Origin of the sequence: Salegentibacter maritimus, from assembly GCF_016236915.1 — a bacterium.
In the GTDB taxonomy this organism is placed as follows: Bacteria; Bacteroidota; Bacteroidia; order Flavobacteriales; family Flavobacteriaceae; genus Salegentibacter; species Salegentibacter maritimus.
In genome coordinates this window covers 20,162-39,749 of sequence record NZ_JAEHOK010000020.1, presented here as the reverse complement: position 1 = coordinate 39,749, position 19,588 = coordinate 20,162, and the positions used below count along the sequence as shown (strand labels likewise).

The window sequence follows — 19,588 nt, the reverse complement described above, 5'->3', positions numbered from 1 at the left end:
CTTAAGAATTTGTATAAACCATGTACTGATTAACCTGAATTTATTTCCTGGCAGGCTTAAAAGTTATCGATTAGAATTTCTATTTAATTTAGAATCAAAGCCTGATTTATTTAAAACTCGATTATCGAGTAAAATTCTTTTAGGTTTACCGGTGTAATTTCTATCTTAGGGGGCTTAAAATCTGCCTTATTTATGAAATCACTCCGATTTAGTGTTATATTTCTGTTTTTTAGTTTCTTAACTTTTTGTGTTTATGCGCAGGAAGAATATAATGTAAAAGAACATTACAATAAAACAGAAGTGGAGATACCTATGCGCGACGGTACCAGGCTGCACACTACTATTTATTCTCCAAAAGATACTTCTAAAGAATATCCAATTTTAATGCAGCGTACTCCATATAGCTCAAGACCCTATGGCGAAGATCAATTTCGCTCCCTAATTGGGCCTAATGAGTATTTGATGAAAGAGGGCAATATTATTGTTTATCAGGATGTTCGTGGCCGTTGGATGAGCGAGGGAAAGTACGACAATATGCGTGCTATAATCCCCAATAAAAAAGGAAATGAATTTGATGAGTCCAGTGATACTTACGACACTATAGAATGGCTTATTAATAATGTTGAAAACAATAATGGTAGGGTGGCAACCTGGGGCATTTCGTACCCCGGGCATTATGCGGTGGCTTCTTTGATAGATGCGCATCCGGCCCTAAAAGCTTCGTCACCGCAAGCGGGAATTGGTGATTTCTTTTTTGATGATTTTCACCATAATGGAGCTTATCTATTAAGTTATTGGCGGGCAACGGCACTTTTTGGATACGATAAAACCGGGCCTACTACCGAAAGCTGGTACAGTTTACCCGAATTAGGAACGCAAGATCAGTATCAGTTTTTTTTAGATGTAGGGCCTCTTAGTAACCTGGATAAACATTATGGCGAAGACAATATTTTTTGGCAACAACTAAAAGAGCACCCTAATTATGACGAGTTTTGGCAATCTCGCGGAATTATCCAGCATTTAGAAGACATTAAACCAGCGGTTATGGTTGTGGGTGGTTTGTTTGATGCCGAAGATCTTTATGGCCCGTTTAATACCTACAAAAAGATTGAAGAAACCAGCGATAACTACAATATTATGGTTTTTGGTCCCTGGAGTCACGGCGATTGGGCCAGGCAAACGAAAAGACAGGCCGTAGGGAATGTATATTTTGGTGATAATATCTCTGAAGATTACCAAAAGAATATTGAAACTAAATTCTTTAATCATTTTCTAAAAGGCGATGCTAGAGGAGATTTAGATCTTGCTGAAGCCTATGTTTACGATACCGGGGCCAAAAAATGGAACTCTTATACTGCCTGGCCTCCAAAAAACACAGAAAAGAAAGTTTTTTATCTTGGGAATAATCAGGATCTAAGCTTAGAAGCTACCAATAATAAAAAAAGCTTTGTAAGTGACCCGGCAAAACCGGTTTCTTACAACAACGAAATTAAAGCTGTTTTTACGCCAAGAGAATATATGACAGGAGACCAGCGCTTCGCGGCCAGAAGGCCCGATGTATTGGTATTTGAAACCGAAGTTTTGGAAGAAGATTTAAAACTAACCGGGGAGATTAAAGCCCTGTTAAAAGTGGCCACTACCGGAACTGCGGCAGATTGGGTTGTAAAAGTAATAGATGTTTATCCACCAGATGCCGAAGATTATGAGGAGACTATGGAACATTTAGATATGGATAATTACCATATGATGGTGCGCAGTGAAGTGATGCGCGGTAGGTTTAGAAATAGTTTCGAAAACCCAGAGCCATTTGAACCGAATAAGAAAACAGAGGTTAATATCACGCTTCAGGATATTAATCATACTTTTAAAAAAGGCCATAAATTGCAAATTCAGGTTCAAAGTACCTGGTTCCCGCTTATAGATAGAAACCCGCAAACTTATGTGCCTAATATTTTTAAAGCTGAAGTAGAAGATTTTCAGGCCCAAACACATACAGTTTTTGGGGATTCTTCGATAGAATTTTCAGTAATTAAAGAATAGCTTATGAGCTTCAGACTAATTCATAAAATCTTCTTTTTTGGTATTCTGGTTTTTATTATTTCCTGTAATCAGCAAAAAGAAAATTATTCCGCAGAAGAAATTGAAGCAAATTCGGCCGAATTGAATCGGTATTTTGAGGAAGAGTTTCAAAAGGATGTGGCTGAATCTCCCATGATGCAAACCCGGCTTGGGCAAAAAACCAACTATGGGAAATGGGACGATTTTTCTCATTTAAAGTACGTAGAAGAACGTAATAAGGCAAAAAGACGTTTAGAGTACTTAAAAAAAATAGATGCCTCCAGCCTAAACCGGGAAACTCGTTTAAGTTATGAGTTGTATCTTCAAAAGCAGAAAAATCAATTAGAAGATTATAATTATAGGTTTTACAATTACCCGGTAAACCAAATGCATGGTTACCATGCAGAACTTCCCGCATTTTTAATCAATATGCACCGTATAGATTCAATAAGTGATGCCGAAGCTTATATTTCAAGATTAGAAGGATTTCCTGAGGTTATGGAAGACGTTATTGGGAACCTGAAAATACGAGAGCAAAATGGTATTGTACCTCCAAAATTTGTTTTTGATAGGGTCTTGGAATCCAGTAGAAATTTGATTAAGGCTAAACCCTTTGTTAAATCTTCAGAGAACAGCGCTTTGCTTGAAGATTTTAAATTAAAAATAAACGAGCTTAAAATTACTGGTGACCTAAAAAGAGACCTGGTGGCCAAAGCTGAAACTGCGCTCATTAAAAAAGTGAAACCGGCTTATGAAACTTTAATTTTGTTTCTGGAAAACCAACAAAAACGAGCAAATAGCGATGCGGGAGCCTGGAAGTTTCCAAAAGGAGAGGAGTTTTATGCCTATGCTTTAAAAACAAACACTACTACAAATCTTTCAGCAAATGAAATTCATGAAATAGGATTAAACGAAGTTGCCCGAATTCATGCTGAAATGGAAAAAATAAAGGAAGAAGTTGGTTTTAAAGGAACATTGCAGGATTTCTTTGCGTTTATGCGTGAAGATGAGCAATTTTATTATGCCAATGATTCTTTAGGGAGGCAAAAATACTTAAAAGAGGCTACAGCTATCATCAATACGATGAAAGGAGATTTAGATAAACTTTTTAAAACTACTCCTAATGCAGCATTGGTAGTAAAGCAGGTAGAGCCTTTTAGGGAGAAAAGTGCAGGAAAAGCCTTTTATCAACAACCGGCAAAAGACGGCTCCAGACCGGGAACCTATTATGCAAACTTATACGATATGGCAGCAATGCCTACCTACCAAATGGAAGCTTTGGCTTATCATGAAGGTATCCCAGGGCATCATATGCAAATTGCTATCGCGCAGGAATTAGAGGATGTGCCACAGTTTAGAAAATTTAGTTTTTACACGGCTTATGTTGAAGGTTGGGGACTTTACAGTGAATTGTTGCCGAAGGAAATAGGTTATTACCGGGATCCTTATTCAGATTTTGGAAGATTAGCCATGGAGCTTTGGCGATCTTGTAGGCTGGTAGTAGACACCGGAATTCATGCTAAGAAATGGACTCGGGAAGAGGGGGTAGCCTATTATAAAGAGAACACCCCAAATGCTGAAAGTGATTGTATTAAAATGGTAGAAAGGCATATTGTAATGCCCGGCCAGGCAACAGCCTATAAAATTGGAATGAATAAGATTTTAGAGCTAAGGGAGCATGCTAAGGAGCAATTAGGAGAAGATTTTGATATTAGGGAGTTTCACGATGTGATTCTTCTTAATGGAGCCTTACCTTTGAATATCCTTACAGAAAAAGTAAACGCCTGGATTTCTAAAAATAACCTTTAAAATAAAGAAATTGAAAATTTTACAAAAAGAAGACCTTAAAACCGTAAGCCTTGTAAATAACAAAGGTAGCCAATTGGATATTCTAAACTACGGTGCTGCAGTGCTTAAATTTAAACTGGAAGATAAAAGCGGGAACCTTGTTAACGTAGTAGTGAGTCCCCGTGCAGAAGAATTTATTCGTTCGGTTTATAAAGAGCACAATAAATGTTTTGGTGCTTCAGTGGGACGCTACGCAGGTAGGATTTCTAATGGCGAGTTTGAATTGGACGAAACTACTTATAAGCTTTTTGAAAAGGATGGAGTGCATTTGCATGGTGGCCGGGAAGGTTTTCAATATAAAATATGGGAAATTAAGGAGGAAACTACAGCCCCCAATCCTTCGGTTACACTATCTTACCTTAGTAAGGATGGAGAAGAATATTATCCCGGAAACCTTGAGGTTGAAGTGAAATACACTCTTACAGAAGAAAATGAACTGCAAATAGAATATTCGGCACACACCGATAAAAAGACGGTGATTAACCTTACAAATCATACTTATTTTAACCTTAATGGCGGAGGAAGTATAAGCGATCACTTTTTAAAGATTAATGCTGAAAAGATTTTGGAGGTAGATAAAAACTTAATGCCAACCGGAAATTTAACCAAACTAAAAAAGCACCCTAAAAACTTTAGCGAAAGTAAATTAATTGGTAATAGGAGCCTGGATGATAGTTTTGTATTGAAATCTGGAGAAGATGAAGTGGCTGCAAGGCTTTTTGCACCACTAACCGGCATAAAAATGGAGGTAAAGACCAATCAAAAAGCCATGGTAGCTTATGCTCCTGAGACTCTTCCCGAAGACCTAAATTATTATACGCCAATTGCAGAAGAGTATCCTTCGCTATGTTTGGAAGCTCAGAATTTTCCTGATGCCCCAAACTTTAGGAACTTTCCTGATGCCGTATTAAAACCAGGAGAAACATATTATAACAGAATAAGTTATAAGTTTTTAGTCTCGAAATAACAAGTTTGAACTTCACCCTTATAAAATTTTCTAACATTTAATTTTAACACCCAATTAAATATGGGTTTTTAACAGCTTACTTATGGAATTTGGATTACTAGATCAAATTATTTTTGCAGCATATGCACTTTTAATTGTGGGCGTAGGTTTGTACGTGTCACGAGGAAAAGGAGATTCTTCCGAAGGTTATTTTCTGGCAGACAAAAGCTTGCCCTGGTGGGCCATTGGAGCATCTTTAATAGCTGCCAATATCTCTGCCGAGCAGTTTATTGGTATGTCTGGTTCGGGTTTTGCTATTGGCCTTGCCATTGCCTCCTATGAGTGGATGGCGGCAATTACCTTACTATTGGTTGGGAAATTTTTCCTGCCCATTTTTATTGATAAAGGCTTGTATACTATCCCGGAGTTTATAGAAGTTAGGTATGGCTCTAATTTAAAAACAATTTTGGCAGTCTTTTGGATTTGCCTTTTTGTATTTGTTAACCTAACCTCGGTACTATATCTTGGAGCTACTGCGCTAGATACTATTATGGGTACCGGTGATGGCTCTTTCTTTATATATGCAATTATTGGTCTTGCCTTTTTTGCGGCTGCTTATTCTTTGTATGGCGGACTTTCGGCAGTGGCCTGGACCGATGTTGTACAGGTGGTATTACTAATTATTGGAGGGCTTATTACTACCTTTATCGCATTGTCTCACGTAACCGAAGATGGTGGTGTAATCTCTGGAATGGTTGCGGTTTACGAGCAGGTTCCCGAAAAATTTTCTATGATTCTTGATAAAGGTGAAATTATAACACCAAATGGAAAGGATGCCTGGTGGGACCTTCCAGGCCTTGCTGTTTTAATTGGAGGTTTATGGGTAGCAAACCTATACTATTGGGGGTTTAACCAATATATTATTCAGCGTACCCTGGCAGCAAAAAGCCTTAGGGAATCGCAAAAAGGGATTATCTTGGCCGGATTCTTAAAGTTAATTGTTCCGTTAATTGTAGTTATTCCCGGGATCATTGCCTTCGTAATGAATACGGGACCAGATGGTGCTATTTCCCTGGATTTTACCGATAGTTCTTTCTTTAGTGATACTGGAAATATTATAAATGATAACGCCGCCCCATGGCTTATTCAGGAATTTGTACCGGCAGGTTTAAAAGGATTGGTATTGGCAGCTCTTGCTGCAGCTATTGTTTCTTCGGTAGCTTCTATGCTTAACTCTACAGCCACTATTTTTACCATGGATATTTATAAACCATATTTTGGTAAGAATTCTTCTGAAAAGAATCTTGTAAAAGTAGGAAGGCTTTCTGCAACTGCTGCTTTGGTGATAGCCGTAATTCTTGCTCCGCAATTAAAGAACTTAGGTCAGGTATTCCAGTATATTCAGGAGTATACCGGGGTGGTTAGTCCCGGAATTTTAGCCGTATTTATGTTAGGTTTATTCTGGAAAAAGACCACAAACAAAGCTGCTATATTTGGTGTGCTGGCTTCTATCCCAATAGCTTTATTCTTTAAAGTAGGACCTAACGGATGGATAGACAGTGCTATATTTGTAACCCTTCCGTTTATGCATCAAATGATGATAACCTGGTTGTTAACCATGCTGATTATGGTAGTAATTAGTTTGGCTGAAAATAAAGGGCGTGATCACGAAAAAGGGATTAAACTTAGCAGTAAATTGTTTAATACTGGCCCGGCATTTAATATTGGTGCCTTTGCAATCCTTTTAATTGTTACTATGCTTTACGCCATGTTCTGGTAAATAAAAAAATAAAGGGATTGTCTGGAAAGTTTTTAAACTTTGAAATTTGTATATACTTAAGGCTTTTTAGACAATCTCTCTTTTTACGGAATATATCTTAAATGATGCTTTCGGAACTAATAAGAGGTTTTTAATTGAGAAATAATCATTTTTTAATCCTGAGTATTTTTAAGGGATAACCTATGTAAACCCAAACTTTTAAAATATAAATGATTCGACTCCAGGAAGATTTTTACAGTAAGAACGATAAAATGTATGTCGCTACCGATTGTATAATTTTTGGTTTCGATGAAGGTAAACTAAAGCTATTAATATTTAGAAGAAGGGTTGAACCTTTAAAAAATTCCTGGTCTTTAATAGGGAGTTTTGTAAGATTGGAAGAGGATGTAGACCAGGCGGCAAAACGTGTGCTAACAGAAATCACCGGTTTGGAAAATGTGTTTATGGAAGAACTTAGAAGCTACGGCAAAGCAGAAAGGGATCCCGGTTTCCGTTCAATTTCCATAGGGCAATATGCATTGATTAGATTAGATGAATATGATAAAGAACTGGTTAAAAAGCATGGGGCACATTGGTATGAAATAGATAAATTACCAGAATTGGTATTGGATCATAATCAAATGGTGGAAGATGCTTTAGAGCGATTAAAAAGAAAAGCCAGGTATAAACCCATTGGTTTTGAATTACTCCCTGAAAAATTTACTATTCCGCAGTTACAACAGCTTTATGAAGCTATTTACCAGAAAGAATTGGATGCACGAAACTTTCGTAAAAAGGTGTTATCTCTTAATGTGCTTGTAAAACTAGACGAAAAAGATAAATCTACTTCCCGTAGAGGGGCTTTTCTCTATAAATTTGATCATGAGAATTATCAGGAGCTTCTAGAGTCAGGTTATGATTTTAAAATAGCCTAAGACCTAAAAAAAACAGCATGTAAAAATTAGTTAAGAAAAATTTAAAAAATAATTTATCGAAAAATTTTTTTTCTAAATAATAATAGTAAATTTTACATTTATTGTAAAATGCTTTGCAAATTACAATTTACTGAGATAATTGCTTTTAAGCTTAAAAGTTTGCAGTTTTTATCTCGAAAATAGTAACTAGCCAAAACCAATTATTATGAATAAAAATTTTTCACGAAGAGATGCTTTAAAGAGCATTGCCATAGGCTCAGGAGTTTTAAGTATTGGTGGTGTAGCCTCTTCTTTTGCTGCTATGAATTATATAGACAATAACACTTTGTTAAATAAGCCTAAAAACAACATCAAGCATTCGGTATGTCGTTGGTGCTTTCAGGATATTCCTTTAGATAAATTTGCAAAAACCTGTGCCAGCATGGGGATTCAGGCAATAGACCTTTTAAAACCTTCCGAGTGGGAGACAGTAGAGGAGTATGGATTGGTTTGTTCTATGGCTACTGATGATTTTGCCAGTATTGAAAACGGATTTAATGAGCCGGAAAATCATAGTAATCTTCAGGAAAAATATCGCGGCTTAATTAATAAAGCTTCCAGGCATAATATAAAAAACGTGATTGTTTTTTCTGGAAACCGACGAGGTATGGATGAGGAAACCGGAATTAAAAATTGTGCAAAAGGATTAAAGCCACTACTGAAGTATGCAAAAAAGAAAAATGTTACTCTGGTTATGGAGCTTCTTAATAGTAAGGTTGATCATCCCGATTATATGGCAGATCACACTGCATGGGGGGTTGCCCTGGCTAAAGAAATCCAGGCAGATAATTTTAAACTTCTTTTTGATATTTACCATATGCAGGTTATGGAAGGTGATATAATTGCTAGTATTAAAAAGAACTATAACTATATTGGTCATTATCATACAGCCGGAGTTCCGGGGAGAAACGAAATTGATGATACTCAGGAGTTATTTTATCCGGCAATTATGAAGGCAATTGTAGATACCGGCTTTACCGGTTATGTAGCCCAGGAATTTATTCCCACCAACCCTGATGAAATTTTATCGCTAAGAAAGGCCATTGAAATTTGTGATGTTTAGTTTCAAAAATAAAAATGGCGAGGGAATATCATTTAAATAAACTTAGAAAACGGAAAATATATAAAACGGCTTAGGTTAGTTTATATATTCTTTACACTGAATTTATTTTAACTTTTAAATAATTCAAATAAGCTCTAATCAAGACAAGCTTGGTGATAGTATTTTTGAGAGTTCATTTTAAAATATTTTAGAGCAATAAACAAAACAGCCTTTTGAAATTTTCAAAAGGCTGTTTTTTATCTAATCTAACAAGAGCTATCTATCCACATTTAGAAGAACCGCAATCCTGACAGGTAAGGCAACCTTCCTGATAGATAAGATTAGATGAATTGCAATTTTGGCATTTTTGTTTTTTTGCAACAGTACCATCTGCAATAAAGCGTTTTAAGGCTCTGGCAACTCCATTTTTCCAGGTGTTTATAGATTCACTGTCCAGTTGTAAGCTGCTTATTAAGTCTACTACCTTTTCAATTGGCATACCATGCCTAAGAGTAGTAGAGATTAATTTCGCATAATTCCAGTATTCTGGATTAAATTTATGAGACAGGCCTTCAATAGTTGTCTTGTACCCTCGTTTATTTTGATACTGGAAATCGTAACGAGAAGTTCCGTCTTCATTTCTGGCTTTAATAATAACACCTTCAGTAACCCAACGAGGCAATAAAATTCCTTCTTCATCGTCGGCAAAACCGGTAAATATTTCGTAAGGTCTGTCGTCTATCAAGCCAATAAAAGCAATCCATTTGTCTTTATTGTTCTGGAAACGAACTACATCTGCGGTTAATGTTTGCGGACGTGTAGTTGGGAATGGTGTATTATTTTCTTCTTCTGTTTCTTCTTTTTTCTCGTCATTAGAAATTAAAACTCCAGAACGAGAACCATCACGGTATACTGTAACACCTTTACAGCCTGCTTGCCAGGCCTCTAGATATAATTCGCCTACCAATTCTTCGGTGGCATCGTTTGGTAAATTAATAGTCACACTAATAGAGTGGTCTACCCATTTTTGTACTGCCCCTTGCATTCTTACCTTGCTTAGCCAATCTACATCATTAGAAGTAGCCTTATAGTAAGGAGAAGCTTTAACCAGCTTATCTAATTCTTCTTGCGTATAATCATCGGTTATGGCGTGACCGTTTACTTGCATCCATTCTTTAAAACGGTGGTGGAAAACCACGTATTCCTCCCATGAATCGCCAACTTCGTCTACAAAATCTACTCGTGAATCCTTATCGTTCGGATTTACTTTTCTTCTTCTTTTATAAACAGGCATAAATACCGGCTCAATTCCAGAGCTTGTTTGCGTCATTAAACTGGTAGTTCCGGTAGGGGCTATAGTGAGTAATGCAATATTACGACGACCATATTCCAGCATATCGTAATACAATTTCTCATCGGCTTCTTTAAGTCGAAGGATAAATGGATTTTCTTTTTCCCTTTCAGAATCAAAAATTCCAAAAGCACCTCTATCTTTCGCGGCGTAAACTGAAGCTCTATATGCTTCTAAAGCAATGGTTTTGTGTATTTCTACTGAAAAATCTACACCTTCGTCACTTCCATATTTTATACCTAAAGCGGCTAACATATCACCTTCTGCGGTGATTCCTATTCCGGTTCTTCTACCTTCTTTTGCTTTGGCTTGTATATTCTTCCAAAGGTTATATTCTACACCTTTAATTTCATTTCCTTCAGGGTCTGCTTCAATTTTTGCAAGAATAGCATCAATCTTTTCTAGTTCAAGATCAATGATATCATCCATGATACGTTGCGCAGCTGCGATGTGTTTTTTGAAAAGTTCAAAGTTGAAAGAAGCATCTTTCGTAAACGGATTCTCTACATAAGAAAATAAGTTTATCGCTAATAACCTGCAAGAATCGTAAGGACAAAGTGGAATCTCACCACAAGGGTTGGTTGAAACCGTTTTGTAACCAAGATCTGCATAACAATCTGGTACCGACTCGTTAATTACCGTATCCCAGAAAAGGATTCCCGGTTCTGCCGATTTCCAGGCGTTATGTACTATTTTTTTCCAAAGCTTATTGGCTTCAATCTCTTTAGATTTCTTAGGATTTTCACTAAAAATTGGATATTTCTGAACATAATTGCGCTCCTCTTTAACCGCACGCATAAAATCGTCATCAATTCTCACTGAAACATTGGCCCCGGTTACCTTGCCCTGCTCCATTTTAGCGTCTATAAAATCTTCAGAATCAGGGTGATTTATAGAAACCGAAAGCATTAGTGCTCCACGACGGCCGTCCTGAGCAACTTCGCGGGTAGAGTTAGAGTAACGTTCCATAAAAGGAACTATCCCGGTAGATGTAAGGGCCGAGTTCTTAACTGCCGATCCTTTTGGGCGAATATGAGATAGGTCATGCCCAACACCACCACGACGCTTCATAAGTTGCACCTGCTCCTGGTCTATTTTCATGATTCCGCCATAAGAGTCTGAATCACCATCGTTGCCAATAACAAAACAATTAGAAAGGGATGCAATTTGATAGGGGTTTCCTATACCCGCCATAGGGCTACCTTGGGGAACAATATATTTAAAGTCTTTAATAAGGTCAAAAACCTCATCTTCACTCATTGGGTTTGGGTAGCGTTGCTCTACACGGGAAATTTCCTTTGCAATTCTACGATGCATATCGTTTGGCGTAAGCTCATAAATATTCCCTTCAGAATCTTTAAGCGCATACTTATTTACCCACACCCGTGCGGCTAAATCATCTCCCTTAAAATAGTCAAGCGAAGCTTTAAAGGCCTCTTCCTGGCTATAGATTTTAGGAGTGGCGGTAGTAGTGTTCACACCCATATTAATTTTAAATTTTGGATTAGTAATAGTTTCAAGCAGACTGTAAATATAGACAAAGAAGTATAAGAATATAAAATCCTGTTGAAAAAAGTTATCAAACAAAAATTGTTAATAAACTGTTTATCAGTAAATTGTAAATTTATCAACATTTGTAAGTTGACAAATTTGTAAAAAAATATAATTTAAACTTGTGCATTAAATAACTGCTTTTTTGTTAAGCTTAAACGACCTAAATGTTATTTTTTGTTATAAATTGAGGTGTTACAGTGTTTTAATTTTAATTAATTAGTAAACTACCTCTGGGTAAGCCAACGAGGCATTCGTTGGAAACAAGTTTTTAATTTCGAAGAAAGCCTCGGGATATTATATTCTTTGGCGGTGCCAATAAATAATTGAATGTGAAAAATGGGGTTTAATACTATGTCGCCACAGCCAATGATTTCCTACCGGCCGATATCAATTAATTTTTAGGGGTGGCAAAGCCTGAAAAAAAAAGGCTAATCTGGTTTAAGATAAACGTGGGTTTATAAAAATAAAGAGGCTGGTTGAGCTAACAACCAGCCAATCTTTGAATTAACACCTATGAAAATTCAAAATAAAACCTATTTTGTTATGGAATAAATTGAATATCCATTCGCCGGAGCTTCAATCGTGACCATTCCGTTTTCATCGGAGGTAGGGGTGTATGTTGTATTGCCACTGTAATCTAATAGCGTAACGTTATTCCAATTAGTTTGAACGTTTCTACGTAAAGTAGAGTTTCCGCTGCTAATATATAGAATTAATCCGGGGTTTTCAGCATTCCCTTCTCTTTTCATTATATATTCGTCTTTATCTACGTGAATTACCTTTACATCGCCAATTGCCAGGCTGTTATGAATATCAATTAACTTTTTAATTTCTGCGTTAAAGGTTTCATCTTCATAATCTGAATAGAAAATTGTGGGATATCCATCGTGTGTTAAAATATAAGCATAGGCCTTCATTTTACTTTCCGTAGCGATTCGGTTGTCTTCATTTTCGTCTTTTTCGGTGTCATGATTTGCTACAAAAGTCACAGCTTTGTCGGGATTAACCTTACGAAGTGTATTTCCATCTAAATAATTTAGGTCGTCAAAACGATCAAAAGCTTCTTCCATTTTATAGAATGTGGCAAAATCGAAAGCTGAAACTCCGGTGGCGCCAACCCAATTGATCAAAACATCGGCATTTCCATCAAAATTTTCTCCAACGGCAAAACCACCAACTTCGTTCATCCAGTCTTTGATCACCCAGGTTCCAAAGCCTTTTACATAATCAAATCGCCAGCCGTCAAAGCCCATTTCATTTTTATAATATTTAGCTACAGAATTATCATTTTTCCACAGCCAGTCCTGTACATAAGGAACATCATGATCTACATCCTGTTCAGAAAAGAAAAGATTACCCTCATCACTTTGGCTTACATCATTTGGGTGAAAATGCTCGTAATTTCTATTGAACATTCCCGAGGCGTTTCCATTCTTTTCGTTGAATAGGGTATAGGTATCCTTTTCGCGATATGGGTTGTATTCCTGGCCGCCGCCTGAATTGTGATTTAGAACGATATCTGCAATAACCTCTAACCCCAGATCGTGAGATTTAGCAATAAGATGTTCTAGTTCTTCGCGTGTTCCAAAACGTGTAGGAACAGTTCCATGCTGATTGTATTCTCCAAAGTCGAAATAATCTGAAGGATCGTAGCCCATTGAATAACCTCCAGACTGCCCTTTGGTAGCCACGGGAAGCCATAATCTGTCTATGCCGGCATCTGCCCAGCCTTCAACTTTATCTGAAAGATTGTTCCACCACTCAAAACGTGGTTCTACATCCCAATAAAAAGTTTGCATCATTACCTTTTGCCCACTGGAATATTGTGATAGATCTAAGGCTTCAGGATCATTAGGAGTTTCCTCCGGATCTTCGCCGTCAACGATGTCATCTGTTGAGTCAACAACTTCATCATCGTCTTTAGAGCAACCTGATATTATTAATAGCAGGCTAAAAAGAAAAGGAAATAACATTTTAGTTTTTTTCATAATAGATAAGAATTAAGAAGGGCTGTCTGAAAGGTTTTTAGAACGTCATTCTGAATTTATTACAGAATCTAAGTTTTTGATTTTCAAAACAAGTTAGAAGCTGAAACCAGTTCAGCTTGACGGTAATATAACCTTCCAGGCAGCCCTTTAAGTTAATTTAGTCTCTTACTCTTCCGCTTGAGGAATAAAGATATATCGACCATCTAGTGTATTAAACCAAACATCGTAAGTTCCTGCACTTACCGGAATATTTTCTCCAGCTACTGCGGTTTCCCCACTTATTGGAGTTGCTCCTCCCCAATCAAGGTCCCATGCATCATCTGCTCTAAATTTGGCTTCACCATCGACTAACTCGATATCCTGTAGATACCAGATATGAGGATTGAATTCAGATTGAGTCATGTCAGTATCTGCATCCCAACCTCCAGAAGTTGCAGTTCCAATAATACCGATATTGGTTTGTACATCGGTTCCTGTTTCATCTATTATTTCCCAGGTATAAGTCAAATCATCTAGATTAACCAATAGGGAGTAATAAGCATCATTATTAACAGAAAAAGCTGACGGATCTTCAGAATCTCCTGCGTTTACCGCAAGAATTCCATTGGTGCCTCCCCATTGTGGTTGCCACGCACCAGGTATTTCAAGAAGTTTAAAGCCTTCTGTCTCAGGGCCTCCTGCAAATCTTCCCTGGAAGTAGAAAATATTGTCATTTTCTGCATCTCGAAACATAGGGGTGTTATTATTGTTGTTACTCCAACCTGCTACAGTAGCATCTCCTACAAAGTAAAGATTGGTTTTCGCAGGCTCACCTTCTTCCTCAGCTTCAGGAAGTTCTACATTCACACTTAAGATCTCTGAAAATTCTTCCAGCGCATTTCCTTCACCATCACCGGCAAAGGCACGTACTTTGAAGTAAACAGTACCTGTATTTGGCATTTCTGTTTCAGGATCGTTATCTAAACCTGCTTCTTCCGCAAGATCCAGCATCTGGGCAATAGTTACACCAAGATTGTTACTTCCAGTACTTCCTACTACCATATAGTTATCGAAAGCTTCAGTGGCAGACCCCTGGAGTTCGTAAGAGATGGTGGTAGGAGCCTCAAAGTCTACTTCGTTCCAAACAAATCTTTCGGCAAGATTATCAGGATTTGCAGACGGTAATACATAAGTGCTTTGTAAAGAATTACTAAATTGAATTCCTTCCGGATCTGGTTGCGCAACGAACACAATATCGTCGTCTTGTGAACACGCATTAAAACTTAGTAGCGCGACAAATGCTAAAAATAAAATTGAATTTTTTTTCATTTTAATTCTTTTAAAAAATTAATATTCTGGATTTTGTTCTAAGTTGGTGTTTACTCCTAAATCTGAAGCAGGGATAGGCATTAAGTCTCTATAGCTTTGAGTAGTGGCTCCTTGGGGAACATTACCTTTCCATGGCCAAACTCCATTTTCAGTAAATTGGTTAAACCTAATAAGGTCTGTTCTTCTATGAGCTTCCCAGTATAATTCACGGGCACGCTCACTAAGGATAAAGTCCAGGCTTAAGTCTGAACTACCAATTTGATCAGCGTCAGCTCGTTCTCTTAATTCATTCACATATCCTAAAGCAGTTGCCTGGCTACCACCACCACCTCTTAAGTGAGCTTCTGCATACATTAAGTAAGCATCTGCAAGTCTAAACATGGGGAAATCGGTATCTGGAAATTCTCCGGTATCATCAGACCCCTGCTCTCCATCTACAGTTACGTTTTTAAATTTGGCAATTGCAAACCCATCATTAAAGCTAGAAATATCTTCAATTTCTTTTGTTTGCCCTTCGGTAAAGAACAGTGCTCTTTTGTCTTCAGAATCTGCTCCGTCAGGGAATTGATCTACCAGGGCAGATGTAGTTCTAAGTCCCGCCCAGCCACTGCTCACACCAAAATCCTCCGGATCCATATCACCACCAATTGAGGCGTGGATAATAAATGCCATACCGCCATAAGATTGTGTTTCCTGCCCATCAAAAGTGATAGGGAAGATTACCTCAGATTGTGCCCCGTTGGAGTCGTTATCTGCAAGGAATAATTTTTGGTAATCATCAGTTAAAGAATAATTAGCATTAATTACTCTATCAGAATAGTCTAAAGCTTCAGTATAGTGATTTTCACCGGTATAAACTTCAGCATTTAGATAGAGTTTAGAAAGTAACATCCAAACTGCTGCCCGGTCTGCACGTCCATATTCATTAGAATTTACGCTAACAATTTCACTCTCTATAGCTAGAAGTTCACTCTCTATGTAATCAAACAAAGCGGGTCTCTTAATTTGCTGCGGAAGAAATGCCCCCACTGGATCTTCTTCGGTTACAAAGGGTACATTTCCAAATAGGTCTAAAGCGTGATAATAGTGTAAAGCTCTTAGAAATCTAGCTTCTGCACGATAGCTAGCTATATGATCTCTTGCTTCAGCGGCAATACCTCTAGATTCCAAAAGTTCTGGAGTGCTTTGTCTCAAAAACTCGTTGGTTAGGGCAACCTGATACATTATTCTAGAATACATAGTTCTAATAAACTCGTTTCCTGCGGTCCAGGTTTGGGCGTGTAGATCCTGAATAGTACCATCGTTCCATCCAATTACTGCTTCATCTGTAGTAAGTTCCTGCATAGACCAGTATAATCTTAAATACTGGGAGAAACCTTCGTCAAGGCCTATAAGGTCTGGATCTCCGGCTGGGCCTTCCTGGCCACTAACCGCGAGACCGGCATACAGTTTAGCTAGAAACTGCTTATAAGACTCTGGATCTTCAAAAGTAGTTTCTGCCGTAAGCCTGTTATCTTCAGGCTGCAAATCTAAATCGTCTTCACAAGCCCAGAATAAACCTGCGCTTATAAAAAGTATGAAGAATGTTTTTAGTGTTTTTAACATAACTATTTTATTAAATATTATTTCTTAAAATGAAAGATTTAAGCCAAGTACAACTGTAGTTGATCTTGGGTAAAAATTATTGTCTATTCCTCCAGCAATTTCAGGATCTAAACCTTCATAGTTGGTTATGATCCATACATTGGTAGCGGTTAGTGAAGTTCTAACATCCAAATCTTCTCCTGGAAATAAATACCCAACAGAGATGTTGTCTAATTTTACGAAATCTGCACTCTGAATGTAATAATCTGAAAAGAACTGATTGTTTTTGAAGTTACTTTCTAAAACGTTACTGTTAAAATTGGAATAGTAAGGTTGCGGGGTTACCGTACCCGCTCCAACAAATCCTGCTCCAGATTGTGTGTTGTTATACATGTAATTTCCGAAGTTACCTCTAAAGGTAAAGCTGAAATCAAAGTTCTTATAATTTACAGTATTGGTTAGCCCCATAAAGTAATCTGGGGTGGCCTTTTTGTAAGGAACACGATCTCCTTCGGTAATTTGGTTATCACCATTTATATCGGCATAAGCGCCTTCAATTGGCTGCCCATCTTCATTGTAAACCTGGCGGAATACATTAAAAGTTGTAGGGTCGTAACCTTCTTTCCAAAGCTGAATATTGTTACCAACACCTCCGCTTATTCCTCCCTGAGCAATCTCAAAATCTGGATTTTCACCTAAAGTAAGGTTGGTAATTTCCAGGTCCTGAAAGGTTATGTTGTAGTTTACGTCCCAGTTAAAATCTTCCTGCTGAATAATAGCACCATTTATTGCAAACTCTAAACCTTTACTTACTGTGCTACCAACGTTAGTAACCAAAAGATCAGTAAGGTTAGCACCTGCCGGTACCGGTACTGTTGCCAAAAGATCTTCGGTTTCACGGTAATAAGCTTCTACCGTACCTGAAATTCTATTATTGAATAAACCATAATCAATACCAAGGTTATAGGTTTTTAATTCTTCCCATTTAAGATCAGAGTCAAAAGCTTCTGGACGTAAAGTATTGTAGAATTGATTACCAAATTGGTAACGCGCTCCACCTACACTAGGATTGTAAACTCCAAAGTAACCATAATTTGGTCCAATTTCCTGGTTGCCGGTTACCCCGTAACCTGCTCGAAGTTTCAATTTGTTAATTACATTAGAAGTTGAAAGGAAATTTTCATTTTGTAATTTCCAACCTACAGAAACCGCAGGGAAAATACTCCATTTATTATCTCCTCCAAATCTTGAAGAACCATCACGTCTCACACTGCCTGAAACCAAATATTTATCGGAAATATCAAAACTGGCTCTGGCAAAATAGGATTCCAAAGCATTACGATTGGTCTCTCTAGGGAAATCCTGGATATCGTTAGAGATCGTTGCAATTCTTTTGCTGGTTATATAAAATTCCTGGTAAGAATGTCCTGCTGTAAGATCTAACTCGGTATTTAGAAAATCTATATCATTTTTATAGTTGAAATAGAAATCAAGCAGTGTATTTCTGTTGAATCCACCATAGTCTTCAAAATAAGGAATATCCTGGTTATTTGCTGCAGACGTTAAAGGTCTTCTATTGTACCCTTCATTTTCTGAATAATCAAAACCTGCATTTACATTAAACTTCAATTCCGGAAGAAAATGAAATTTATACTCAGCATTTAGGTTTGTGATATTTCTCTTTGTGGTACCACGTCCATCTAATTGCTCCAAAAGTGCTAATGGATTACGTGTAGCCTGTATTTGTTGTTGTTGTGGAGAGGTAGTGAACTCAAAATATCCATCAAAATAACTTCCCTCCTTGTAAACCGGCTGCGTAGGATCAAAAGCTATGGCGGCGCCAATAGCTCCATCATCGGCAAAACGGTTTTCATCTACAATTCCTTTAGATGACAAGGTCAACTTTAAGTGATTATCAAATAAATCCTGGTTAAGAGCTATGTTTAATGCATTTCTCTCATAAACATCTGTTTTTAAAACCCCTGTTTGAGAAGTGTGGTTAAAATTAACACGGTAAGAGAAATCCTCGAAACCCTGTGTAGCTGTAAAATTATGAATTGCTCCTACAGAAGTTTGGTAAATTTGGTCTTGCCAGTCGGTGCTGGTGTCTCCCAATAATGAAGGATCTGTACCCGGAGTATTTTCAATTAAAGTTCTGAATTGTTCTGCGTTAAGAACATCTACTTTGTCTATAATTCTTCCGGCAGAAACTTTAAGATCATAAGTTAAAGAAAGAGGACTATCCTTTTTACCTTTTTTAGTGGTAATTAAAATAACCCCGTTAGATGCCCTTGAGCCGTAGATAGAGGTTGCTGCGGCATCTTTTAAAACTATAAAATCTTCAATTTCATTTGGGTTAATAGAATTCAACTGGTTTCTTACACCCTGAACTCCTCTTTGATCTAATGGAATGCCATCTACTACAATAAGGGGTGAATTATTTCCTGAAAGAGAAGATCCTCCGCGAATTCTAATTTCAGATCCGGCACCTGGTTCACCACTTCCGGGAGTAATTCTAACCCCGGCAGATTTACCTGCAATTAGCTGTTCTGGTGAAACTACTGCACCCTGGTTAAAGCTTTCCGAAGAAATCTTTTCTACTGATCCAGTAGCATCCTGCTCTGAAGTACTACCATAACCAATAAGCACTACTTCTTCTAAAGTAGCCTGATCTTCGTCTAATTGAACATCTAAAGTTTCCTGCCCTGTAAAGGGGATTTCCTTAGTAGCAAAACCCAAAAATGAAAAGACAAGAACCTCGTCTTCGCTTACATTAGTAATGGTATAATTACCATTAAAATCTGTAACGGCACCATTGGTTGTTCCTTTAACAATAATGTTTACGCCCGGTATGGGAAGACCAGTTGTGCTTTCGCTCACAACACCGCTCACTGTTTCCTGTGCGAAAAAATTTATTGGTAGCATAAGGAGCAACATCAACGTGCTTTTGAATAGTGTTTTCATAAATTTTTCTATTGATTGTTACTAAAAATTTGGCTCATATTTTTACTTCCTGAGGTTAAATGTATGTAAATAGAATGTGAAGAAATAGGAACTTACTTACGACTATTTTGCGCAAACGTTTGAGTGTTGAAAACTTTTAAATTTTGAGGGTATCGCGTAAATTTTATAGTATTTTTACGATATCTTAAAAATAACCCTTTATTTATTTTTAA

General features: G+C 37.4%; 11 protein-coding genes. 6 read left to right on the top strand and 5 right to left on the bottom strand.

Going from position 1 to position 19,588, the window contains the following annotated elements; genetic code table 11:
- Positions 1 to 192: 192 nt before the first annotated feature.
- The 6 genes from I6U49_RS13620 (at position 193) to I6U49_RS13595 (ending at position 8,648) form a co-directional block, all read left to right on the top strand.
- Positions 193 to 2,040 carry a CocE/NonD family hydrolase gene (locus I6U49_RS13620; protein ID WP_198629223.1) on the top strand — a complete coding sequence of 616 codons (1,848 nt, stop codon included), beginning with the start codon at positions 193 to 195 and terminating at the stop codon, positions 2,038 to 2,040.
- Positions 2,041 to 2,043: 3 nt separating this feature from the next.
- On the top strand, positions 2,044 to 3,867 hold the full coding sequence (locus I6U49_RS13615; protein ID WP_198629222.1) for a DUF885 domain-containing protein: 1,824 nt from the start codon (positions 2,044 to 2,046) through the stop codon (positions 3,865 to 3,867).
- 10 nt (positions 3,868 to 3,877) lie between these two features.
- Positions 3,878 to 4,873: an aldose epimerase family protein gene (locus I6U49_RS13610; RefSeq protein ID WP_227740288.1), complete on the top strand. Its 996-nt coding sequence runs from the start codon at positions 3,878 to 3,880 to the stop codon at positions 4,871 to 4,873.
- Positions 4,874 to 4,955: 82 nt separating this feature from the next.
- A complete protein-coding gene (locus I6U49_RS13605; protein WP_198629221.1) occupies positions 4,956 to 6,632 on the top strand; it encodes a sodium/sugar symporter in 1,677 nt (558 codons plus the stop codon).
- Positions 6,633 to 6,841: 209 nt separating this feature from the next.
- Positions 6,842 to 7,546: an NUDIX hydrolase gene (locus I6U49_RS13600; RefSeq protein ID WP_193709996.1), complete on the top strand. Its 705-nt coding sequence runs from the start codon at positions 6,842 to 6,844 to the stop codon at positions 7,544 to 7,546.
- A gap of 205 nt (positions 7,547 to 7,751) precedes the next feature.
- Positions 7,752 to 8,648, top strand: coding sequence for a hydroxypyruvate isomerase family protein (locus I6U49_RS13595; protein WP_198629220.1), 897 nt, complete (start codon positions 7,752 to 7,754; stop codon positions 8,646 to 8,648).
- A gap of 259 nt (positions 8,649 to 8,907) precedes the next feature.
- Here the strand turns inward: I6U49_RS13595 and I6U49_RS13590 are convergent, their stop codons facing one another.
- The 5 genes from I6U49_RS13590 to I6U49_RS13570 form a co-directional block, all read right to left on the bottom strand.
- A complete protein-coding gene (locus I6U49_RS13590) occupies positions 8,908 to 11,463 on the bottom strand; it encodes an adenosylcobalamin-dependent ribonucleoside-diphosphate reductase (protein ID WP_193709994.1) in 2,556 nt (851 codons plus the stop codon).
- A gap of 602 nt (positions 11,464 to 12,065) precedes the next feature.
- Positions 12,066 to 13,520, bottom strand: coding sequence for an alpha-amylase (locus I6U49_RS13585; RefSeq protein ID WP_198629219.1), 1,455 nt, complete (start codon positions 13,518 to 13,520; stop codon positions 12,066 to 12,068).
- A gap of 165 nt (positions 13,521 to 13,685) precedes the next feature.
- A complete protein-coding gene (locus I6U49_RS13580; RefSeq protein WP_198629218.1) occupies positions 13,686 to 14,828 on the bottom strand; it encodes a SusF/SusE family outer membrane protein in 1,143 nt (380 codons plus the stop codon).
- 18 nt (positions 14,829 to 14,846) lie between these two features.
- On the bottom strand, positions 14,847 to 16,433 hold the full coding sequence (locus I6U49_RS13575; RefSeq protein ID WP_198629217.1) for a RagB/SusD family nutrient uptake outer membrane protein: 1,587 nt from the start codon (positions 16,431 to 16,433) through the stop codon (positions 14,847 to 14,849).
- 24 nt (positions 16,434 to 16,457) lie between these two features.
- The gene (locus tag I6U49_RS13570) at positions 16,458 to 19,376 is read right to left on the bottom strand and encodes a SusC/RagA family TonB-linked outer membrane protein (protein ID WP_198629216.1); all 2,919 of its coding nucleotides are present in this window, start codon (positions 19,374 to 19,376) and stop codon (positions 16,458 to 16,460) included.
- Positions 19,377 to 19,588 lie beyond the last annotated feature (212 nt).